The organism is Dehalococcoidia bacterium (assembly GCA_041649635.1).
GTDB lineage: Bacteria > Chloroflexota > Dehalococcoidia > E44-bin15 > E44-bin15 > JAYEHL01.
In genome coordinates, this window is the sequence record JBAZMV010000006.1 from 97842 (window position 1) to 107053 (window position 9212).

Annotated in this window: 9 protein-coding genes and 1 riboswitch; of the genes, 6 read left to right on the forward strand and 3 right to left on the reverse strand. The window is 53.0% G+C overall.

Annotation, left to right across the window (positions count from 1 at the left end; genetic code table 11):
• Positions 1-163: 163 nt before the first annotated feature.
• Together WC562_09020 and WC562_09025 are read right to left on the reverse strand one after the other, a co-directional pair.
• On the reverse strand, positions 164-1303 hold the full coding sequence (locus WC562_09020; protein ID MFA5056287.1) for a 2-hydroxyacyl-CoA dehydratase family protein: 1140 nt from the start codon (positions 1301-1303) through the stop codon (positions 164-166).
• Positions 1304-1655: 352 nt separating this feature from the next.
• Positions 1656-2528 carry a DegV family protein gene (locus WC562_09025; GenBank protein MFA5056288.1) on the reverse strand — a complete coding sequence of 291 codons (873 nt, stop codon included), beginning with the start codon at positions 2526-2528 and terminating at the stop codon, positions 1656-1658.
• Positions 2529-2887: 359 nt separating this feature from the next.
• On the opposite strand from WC562_09025, the gene WC562_09030 reads away from it, so the two are divergent.
• Complete coding sequence (locus WC562_09030; GenBank protein ID MFA5056289.1) at positions 2888-3301, forward strand: protease inhibitor I42 family protein; 414 nt, start codon at positions 2888-2890, stop codon at positions 3299-3301.
• Between the two features lie 265 nt (positions 3302-3566).
• Here the strand turns inward: WC562_09030 and WC562_09035 are convergent, their stop codons facing one another.
• Positions 3567-4043 (reverse strand): thioesterase family protein, encoded by a 477-nt coding sequence (locus tag WC562_09035; protein ID MFA5056290.1) that lies wholly within the window; start codon positions 4041-4043, stop codon positions 3567-3569.
• Between the two features lie 335 nt (positions 4044-4378).
• On the opposite strand from WC562_09035, the gene WC562_09040 reads away from it, so the two are divergent.
• The 5 genes from WC562_09040 to WC562_09060 form a co-directional block, all read left to right on the forward strand.
• Entirely contained in the window at positions 4379-4975 is a 597-nt protein-coding gene (locus tag WC562_09040; protein MFA5056291.1) for a hypothetical protein, read from the forward strand.
• 214 nt (positions 4976-5189) lie between these two features.
• Entirely contained in the window at positions 5190-5975 is a 786-nt protein-coding gene (locus WC562_09045) for a hypothetical protein (protein ID MFA5056292.1), read from the forward strand.
• Positions 5976-6105: 130 nt separating this feature from the next.
• Positions 6106-6227, forward strand: a riboswitch (TPP riboswitch).
• Between the two features lie 58 nt (positions 6228-6285).
• On the forward strand, positions 6286-7581 hold the full coding sequence (gene thiC, locus WC562_09050) for a phosphomethylpyrimidine synthase ThiC (protein MFA5056293.1): 1296 nt from the start codon (positions 6286-6288) through the stop codon (positions 7579-7581).
• Positions 7582-7834: 253 nt separating this feature from the next.
• Complete coding sequence (locus tag WC562_09055) at positions 7835-8611, forward strand: sulfide-dependent adenosine diphosphate thiazole synthase (GenBank protein MFA5056294.1); 777 nt, start codon at positions 7835-7837, stop codon at positions 8609-8611.
• 42 nt (positions 8612-8653) lie between these two features.
• Positions 8654-9212, forward strand: a 559-nt coding sequence (locus tag WC562_09060; protein MFA5056295.1) for a hypothetical protein, incomplete at its 3' end; no start/stop codon positions are given.

Consider the following 9212-nt stretch of genomic DNA (forward strand, 5'->3'; position numbering starts at 1 on the left):
CGTCGATATTAAACCCAATAACCCCCATATTTCGATCCTCATGTAGGGGCGAAAAATTCTTCGCCCCTACGGGATACCTATATTTCCGAATCGTCATTCCGGTGAAGACCGGAATCCATAGGGCGAGGCGACCTCGCCCCTACAATCAAATTCGACGCGACATCTATTTCTTCCGCGCCTCCAGCATCTCCAGGAACGCCTGCACCCGCGTGGCGACCTGCCCGGAACCCGCCGAACCGTATTCCACGTCGAGTGCCAATGTCGGTATGCCAACCTCCGACAGCCTGTCCGTCAGTAGCGGCAAATCGTGGGCATACGGCACGCAATACCTCACGATCTCGCTTATCACACCGTCGACCCTGAAGTCGCGGGCGTAATCGATGATGCGGTTGAAGCGCTCGTCGGAGGGGTACATCCGGGCGCAGGGGAAGTTGTTCAAATATCGCCGCGAGATGGCCTCCAGTATCGGCCTCCCATCGTCGAGAACGACCTTATCGCCCCAGTAGCGCGTGCTGGTGCACAGTTCGTCGGTCACGACAAGCGCGCCCTGATCCTCTATCGACTTGACGAACTCCGGATTGGTCAGCACACTGCCCACCAGCATGACCCGCGCCCTGCCGGTGAAGGCCTTGTCGCTGGCCTTCAATTCATCGATTAATTCGGTGATCCACTGATTGAAGAGCTCCTTGGGCATCCTGTACGCCGCGTTGAGCACCTCCAGCGTCTCGGCCCCGCTTATCGGCGGCTTGCCCCACTTGCGCAGCTCATAAAGCTCATGCAACAGGCCGCGCGATTCGTTTAATAAAATTGTCGATTTTAACAGCGCCTTATCCGTTATCTCGACGCCGAAGTGCTCCTCGAAATGTTTCTTGAACAGCACGACCTCGTCATAGTAAAGCTGGTGAGCGCGCTCGGTGAATTTGCGCGGCACGGTCAGCACGTGATGGAAAGGGGTGCCTACATACTGGCGCCAGACATCGAACAGCCGCCGCGCGCCGTCGCAGGTCGAGCCGCCCACGACGCCGTCGAGGAAGTCGTACTGCTTCTCAAGGCCGAGCTGAAGGCAGCTGCGCGAGAACGTGCAATTATTTATGTAAAGATGGGCGTTGGCATCGTCCAGATTGGCCTCGCGAGAGTAACCGATGATGCGTATAGGCAGAGCGCCCGCGGCGTGGATTATCTCCTCGGGAACGTAGGTGCACAGCCATCCGATGACCTTGCCGCCGCGCTTCTTGTGCTCCAGGATTTGAGCGGTTTTTGGGAAGGATTCATTTACTTCACGGAATCGATCGAGTACGCTCAATTTATGATTTCTCCATATGTCGAGATAAATTCATCAGCTTTAAACTAATCAACCCCCTTAATCCCCCACTCTTGGGGGAATTTAAAAAGGGATAGGGGACACCCCTAAAACCCTGTCCCCGATTCATCGGGGTACCTCTCTCAATAATCTGTCATTGCGAGGAGCCGTTGGCGACGCGGCAATCTCGTCGATATTCAAACCCTTAGCCCTCATATTTCGACATTCGCGTAGGGGCAGACCTGCGTGTCTGCCCGCAACAGGGCGAGACGACCTCGCCCCTACAATCAAATCCGACGTTCCCCCGCATAGGGGCAATTCATGAATTGCCCCTACATTGCGACAATCATACGCCTCATAAACCCATCTCTGGGTGGTATCCGATAAACATGCATCCGGGACCGGTGGAGTACCCCATAACCGGGCTGTAGTCGCTCACTATCATGCTCAGGACCTTGAACTCTTTGTTGATCATATCGACAAGTGTCTGCACCGTATCGGGCGCGTCGGCGTGAGAGACCATGAAATGCATCGCTTCAGCGGCTGCCGCATCCTTCTTCACGACCTCTATCATCTTCTTTAACCCCTCGAGCCTGTCCGTCGTCATGTCGGCAAACTCCATAACGCCCTCATCCGACATGCGGTTTACCGGCTTGATGTTCGACTGCGCAGTCTTGAGCGCGTCTTCTTTAGACATGCGTCCGCTGCGATAGGTGTAGCCGACGGTGTCCAGCATGAGCACGCCGCCCGTTACCTTGCGCATCGCCGCGGCGTAGCCCGCCAGCTCATCGAGGCCCTTACCCTTCGCCGCCAGCCCGGCCATCTCGATGGCGATCATGGCCTCCGCGCCGGCCACGGTCTTGGAATCGAAAGCCACGACCCTGGAATTTGGAAACTCCTCTTTGAGCAGATCCGCCGCGACGTTGGCGGACTGGGCTACCGCGCTGAGACCGGACGATATGGTTACAAAGAATATCTGGGGATGCTCCTTAGCGACCTTGCGGAACTCCTCCAGGAGTATGCCCGGCGTGATGGCCGCGGTGCAGAAGCTGTCCGGGTCCTTCTTGATGATATCGTAAGCCTCCCGGGCGGTGATGGTCACGCCCTCGATATAGGTCTTGCCGTCGCAGGTTATCTGAGAGGCGGGAACGACCTTTATGCCGTGCTTATCGGCAACGTCTTTTGGCAAGCATGCCGTGGTATCGGTCATGACGATCACATTAGACATCGAAGCGCCTCCTCAGTTTCATTTTACGGTATTCCCTAATATACACGATTCTCTGGCGGTTGCACAACCGGAAATGCCTCATTCCGTATGTCATTGCGAGGAGTGCTTCCATATACCGCGATATCATGGAGGGACGACGTGGCAATCTCGATATCTGTAGTTGAATACCCTCACCCTGACCCTCTCCACCCTCCGTTGTAGGGGCGCTGCTCGCTGCGCCCTCTTTATCGGGCAGGGCAAGCCCTGCCCCTACATAATGACCGGAATGTCGCGGCTGACAAAACAAATCCTGGCACGTCTTTATTAACAAGACAGGCAAATAGAAACCCGATTTTAATCGGCGCAAGAGGAGGAAGGAAATGAAGAATTATCTAGGATTAGCAGCGGTAACGGTGCTTGCCGCGGCCGCCATCGCGGGAGTGGCCTGCACGGCTTCGGCGGATACAGGCGACCCGCAGATTTTCAACGTCGCCGAAAGCGGCCAGCAGATAGAGCTTTCCCCCGGCGATTCGTTGATAGTGACCCTCGACTCGAATCCGTCGACGGGATATGCCTGGTCGATCTCGGAGATCGGCGATGAGGCCGTAATCGACGATGTGAGCAACGAGTTTGTGGGCGCCGACACGGGGATGGTGGGCGCGGGAGGCCAGGAGGTCTGGACGTTCGAGGCTATCGATGAGGGCACAAGCACTATCGAGATGCAGTACAGCCGCTCCTGGGAGACGGATGTAGAGCCCGTCGAGACGTTCATCGTTACAGTAGTTGTGAAATAACAATATCTTTCTACGGAAGGGTGGTTGGGGACGAAGGGGGTTGTTTAAAACGGCCCCCTTTTCCATTTATCCGACCGTGTAGGGTGGGTTCGAAAACCCACCACAATAATTATTGCGCTCCCCGCCTCGTCATTGCGAGCCCTTATATATCGATTACCGTAGGGGCGGTTCGCGAACCGCCCCTACACCATACGAAAACGAGATTGCCACGTCATCCTTCCATATACCGCAATATCATGGAAGGACTCCTCGCAATGACAAACTGCTACCCCGCCGTATAGGTCCCCGTGCCCACCGCAATAAGCACATCCTCCTCGTTGCGCAGCTCCATGCGGGAGACCGCTATCTTGCTCCCCACCCGCAGGATATTACTCGTGGCGGTGAAATGCCGCCCCTTCCCCGGCCTGATGTAATCGATGCGCAGGTCTATGGTGCTTATCCGGCCCAGCCGCTCCATCTTCTTATCTATAGGCTTGCCCATGACCTGCTTGAATATATGCAGATACACGGCATGGGCGCCGGCTATATCCAGTATCGAGGAGATGACCCCGCCGTGAAGCACGCGGAATATGGGGTTCCCCAAGAGCTCGTCGCGCATATCGAATTTGAGGGTGCCCTCTTCCAGGGACTGCGACTCGATGCTGTAGTTGAGCACGTCGTTGAATGAAGGGCTGGCCAACTTGGCGAAGTGCTCGCTAACCTCCTGCAGTTCCTCGCCTTTGACCTTAACCTTTATCGGCATGGCGCCCCTCCTTTTTCATACTGCGATCTCGTATCCCCGCCGCGGCGACAAAAGCATAACATAAAGATGCTATTGTTGACAGATTCTCTCATCGGCACTAAAGTGTTACCAACTTATCCAGCGCCATTTGACCCAGTTAGGCTGCTTAAGGGAAAGGCTAAATGAGCGTAAATTGTTATTGTCATCCAAATAGAGTCGCGACGCAAATATGTTGTGTGTGTAGTGAACCTATATGCACAGAATGTTCTTATATACTTGCAGATAAGATAATGTGTAAACGATGTAAACCAGAAGTTTTAAAAAGGGTACAAGCGACAGTGGTCGGACAACAAGCAATGGAAAACATGAGACAACAATCAACAGAAAAACTGAAACAGCAATCAAAAGATAATCTGCTAAATAATTGTGTTCTTCCGTTCTTTGGCATGGTAGCGGGTATCGGCTTTCTTGTCTTTGGTTCTACTATAGACATGGATATGGGCCCTTTGAACATCTTGCAGATATGCGGATTGATTATAATTTTCATCGCTGTGATGTCGTTTTTATTAGTTTATTATGTTTATAAAACGGAACTACGCATTATCTCAAAGGGAAACCTGCCCCGAAAAAGAAAATACAATAGGGCTCAAAATCAGAAAACACTGCAAAAGGATGACCGACGAAGACCTAATCAATCTAGCCTATATAGTGGAGGGTCAGGCACAACGATGGAAGATGCAGTAGTAATCACGACTACATCGGAGCCAAGTGGGGTACATGCGGAGTACAGATATGTAGAGATGCGCTGTGGCAAGAGAAATGTGGACTGGAAATTGAAGACCCAAGAACTGTTAGAAGGATCAGACGGTAAGTCTTATGACCTATTGATTGTGGTACTAAAGAACGGAACTGTCCGAGATTTCTACTTCGATATCTCGTCATTTTATAGATAGCCCAGAGGGGGAAGCAAAATGCGCTGGAGTAGAGAACGTGGACTCATAATTAAGGAGGATAAGATTGAAATCGAAAACTTTGCACTATTTATGTTTTGGTGGTTGTTACCAATATTACTAATAGGTTTAATTATCGGTGGGCTTCTTCGTCCTATAGCATACTTGTTTGGTAGGGTAGATTCGCCATGGTGATTCAGCGGTATAGAGGAAAATAATGCCTTATTGTCCTAAATGTGGAGCAAAAACAACCCTACGGACATCTAAGAAAGATGGATGTGATTTCCATGTATGTGTCAATTATCCTAAGTGTAAAGGGAAGGTTTCCGTTGATGAGGCTGGGAGTGGCAATTGGGATGGCAATAAGCCTTTATCAAGGACTGCACAAGATATGAGATCACAGAGGATCGAGAGGTCTCTAAACATTTCTGCTAAGGAAAATAAGAATTTCAACTTTAAAGAATATCCAACAAACATGAAAAGAGGACTATGTATCTACATAACAGGTTTTACCACAGTAAATGACCTAATACAGGAATTGTTCAAATATTATGAAAAGAAAATATTTAGGTTCAGAAAAGAGTCACATAAAGAACAAAGACATAAAATAATCCACGAGTTGGGCACCTATTTTCTCTATGAGACAGTTAAACAACTAACGGAATATGAAAAAAGTATCACTCAAGATGATGCTATGGAAATCCTAGATACTGTGTTCTATCAATACACCACTAGCTATCGAATTAATGATGTTCGCGAAAAATTTAAGGAACTTGATGAGTCAGTAAATCCATTTGAGCGGGTTTCGGGGAATATTCAAAGGATATTAGGACGTGTAGATTTGGAGGAACGATTCCAGATATGTGTAAAGATATCAGCATGCTTCGTAGTGCCAGAATATAGTTTATTCAATCAGATTCATAAAATCTTCAGTCTGTCAGATATAGAGATGACTAAGATTATTACAGAATTCTTCAGTAATCCTGCCGCGAAATTGTTATAGATTTTTACGAGCCAGCATTTTTATTGACTAAGCCTCTGGGTTTTCTGCGATTTCGTCCTCTTCTGTTTTTGACTGCATAATATTTGCGCCTCATAGCTGATTATGTTAAAATATTAAGTACTTACCATTGATTTCTCCGCGGGGGAGCCGTTAGGCTGAGAGCCCTTCCGTGATTCCTAGAGGACATAGAAGGACAACCCCTGGAACCTGATCTCGGTAATGCGAGCGTAGGGAAGCGGGACCGAATAGACCGGGAGTCTGGAACCGAGTACCGAGGCTCTCGGTTTTCTGTTTTATAAAGGGGTGAGATATGACACAGTTAGAGCTGGCAAAAAGCGGGGGGATATCCTTCGAGATGAAGCGCGTCGCCGCGGACGAAGGCGTCACGCCGGAGTTTATACAGCAGGGCGTCGCCGGGGGGACTATCGTTATCCCGTCGAATAAAAAACACAAGATAACGCAGCACTGCGGCATCGGCAAGGGGCTCAAGATAAAGGTCAACGCCAACATCGGAACGTCCGCCGACAGCGGCAGCAAAGAGACCGAGCTTGAGAAGCTGAAGGTCGCCGTACAGTATAAATCCGACACGGTCATGGACCTGAGCACGGGCGGAGACCTGCAATCGATACTCAAAGCCATCATCGCCAACAGCCCGATACCGGTGGGCACGGTGCCTATCTACACGGCGGCGATAAGGGCGATCAAGGACAGGGGCGCGCTGGTGAACATGACCGCCGACGACCTGTTCAATGCGATAGAACAGCATGCTCAGGACGGCGTCGATTTCGTCACCGTGCATTGCGGCGTCACCAGGGCCTCCATCGACAGGCTGAAGAAGCAGGGGCGGGTCACCGATATCGTATCGCGGGGCGGGGCCATACTCCTCGGCTGGATACTGCACAACGATAAGGAGAACCCGCTGTACGAGCAGTACGACCGCCTGCTCGACATAGCCAAACGACACGACATGACGCTGAGCCTGGGCGACGGCCTGCGCCCCGGCAGTATAGTTGACGCTACCGACCGGGCCCAGATCGAGGAGCTCATCATCCTCGGCGAGCTGGTGGCCCGCGCACGGGAGGCCGGCGTGCAGGCCATGGTGGAGGGGCCGGGGCACGTGCCGCTGGACCAGATAGCGGCCAATATGGTGATCCAGAAGACCTTATGCCAGGGCGCGCCGTTCTACGTGCTGGGCCCGCTGGTCACGGATATCGCCGCCGGATACGACCACATCACCGGCGCTATCGGCGGCGCGATAGCCGCCATGTCCGGAGCCGATTTCCTCTGCTACGTCACGCCATCGGAGCACCTCGGCCTGCCTGGGACGGAGGACGTGCGGCAGGGCGTCATCGCGTCGCGCATCGCGGCCCACGCCGCCGACATTGCAAGGGGAATCAAAGGAGCCCGCGAGATCGACCGCAAGATGTCGGTGGCCCGCAAGAGCCTCAACTGGGAGGAGCAGGCCAGGCTGGCGCTGGACCCGGAAAAGGTGCGCTCGCTGCACAAGCAGCACTCGGGCTCAGGCGATACCTGCACCATGTGCGGCGGCATGTGCGCCATGAAGCTGGTCTCCGAGTACCTCGGCAAGGGCGTTGAGAAATGTTAGGGGCACGGCGCGCCGTGCCCGTACGGTGTAGGGGCGAGTGGTGAAAAGAGGTGCAGGAGATAATCTCCTGACGGGGTTTTAGGGGTGTCCCCTATCCTTTTTTAAATTCCCCCAAGACTGGGGGATACAGGGGGTTGATTAACAATTGCCAAGTAGGGGCGAATCTTGTATTCGCCTTCTGGATTATCCGATCAAGTCGGATAATGACAGATTAGAATCGTAGGGTGGGCTGTGCCCACCAGAGGAGCTTAAGATGCCCATCTTCCAGCCGGTTGAAGAGCGCGACGTAACCCGCGCCATAATACGCAAATTCTCCGCCCAGTTCGACGAATACGTCCAGAGCGACGTCATCATCGTCGGCGGAGGGCCCGCCGGACTCATAGCCGCCATCGACCTATGCAAGAAAGGCGTGAAAACTCTCATCATCGAGCGCAACAACTACCTCGGCGGCGGCTTCTGGATCGGCGGCTATTTCATGAACATACTGACGATACGCGCGCCGGCGCAGAAGGTGCTGGACGAGCTGGGCGTGCCCTACGAGAAGCACAGCAAGGGGCTTTACACCGCCAGCGCCCCCCACACCTGCGCCGCCGCCATAGCCGCCGCGTGCAGCGCGGGCGTAAAGATATTTTCGCTGACCTCGCTGGAAGACCTCGTTCTGAAAGCCGACAAGCGCGTAGCCGGCGTGGTGGTCAACTGGAGCGCCATCGCCTATCTTCCCAACGAGATATCCGCCCTCGATCCGGTGCCGCTGGAATGCAAGGTAGTCATCGACGCCACGGGGCACGACGCATGCGTAGTCAAGAAACTGGAGAAGCGCGGCCTGCTGCAAACCCGGGGCGAGGGCCCGCTCTGGATCACCGCCTCCGAGGACCAGGTTGTGGAGCACACCGGGGAGGTGTATCCCGGCCTGGTGGTCTGCGGCATGGCGGTGGGCACGGTCTACGGCGTGCCGCGCATGGGCCCGACGTTCGGCGGGATGCTCCTTTCGGGGAAACGTGCTGCCTCAATTGCTTCACAAATGGTTTAAGGCATGGTATCATTCAGTAGCTCCATTTAGCTGGAGGTGCTGATGAAAAGGCAAATTACCTGTTGTTTAGGTTTTCTTTTTATGCTGTCGATAGTGCTGGTAGCGGCAAGTTGCTCTACAACTGAGACGATACCTACGCCAACCACTACCCCCACCTCCACGCCAGCAACCCCATATGTAAAAGAGGAGTTCCCTCTGTACACCAACTCGCTAGAACAAAATTATCCGTCAATCTCAGGTGACATTGTGGTATGGAGCGAGCAGAGTAACAGCGATGGGTGGCAAAGCGACGCATATTATATAGGTAAGGCTTACTATCTTAATCTTTCCGTCGGTACCAATATCCTTATCACCACCAACTCAGCCAGCCAATGGATGCCCGCTGTATCGGGAGACATCATTGTATGGATGGACAACCGGAACGGCAGCTGGCAGAATGGCATCTGGGACATATACGGCTATAACATCACCACGGATACCGAGTTCCCCATTTGCGTTGATTCCGCCTCCCAGCGCCATCCAGCCATCTCGGGTGACATAGTCGTATGGGAAGATGGCCGCAATCGCAATGGCAACTACAACTCAGACATCTACGGATACA